The sequence below is a fragment of the Streptococcus sp. 10824 genome, assembly GCF_013276595.1.
GTDB classification, from domain to species: domain Bacteria; phylum Bacillota; class Bacilli; order Lactobacillales; family Streptococcaceae; genus Streptococcus; species Streptococcus pseudopneumoniae.
Genome location: NZ_VMLH01000108.1, coordinates 1 through 256 on the forward strand (window position 1 = coordinate 1; position 256 = coordinate 256).

Genomic DNA, 256 nt, shown 5'->3' on the forward strand with positions numbered 1-256 from the left:
GCTTATTCAGATGCTTTTTTACGGGAAATTGCGGCACATTTTGATTGTGCTGTCCCTTCAGTATGGGCAGCTTTAAAGCAGATGAAGGTCACTTCAAAAAAAGATGACGAGCTTTAAGGAACAAGACCCAGAGAAAGTCGCTGAGTTTCTTGATATTTTGGATAACCTAAACGATTTACCAATCGTATATATTGATGAAACAGGAATCGACCGCTATCTCTATCGTCCTTATGCAGGGGCTCCTAGAGGGGAGAAA

The 256-nt window shown here is 41.4% G+C and carries 1 pseudogene; it reads left to right on the forward strand.

The annotated features are described in order from the left end of the window. Positions 1-256: pseudogene (locus tag HT701_RS11620) on the forward strand (IS630 transposase-related protein); the annotation flags it as partial.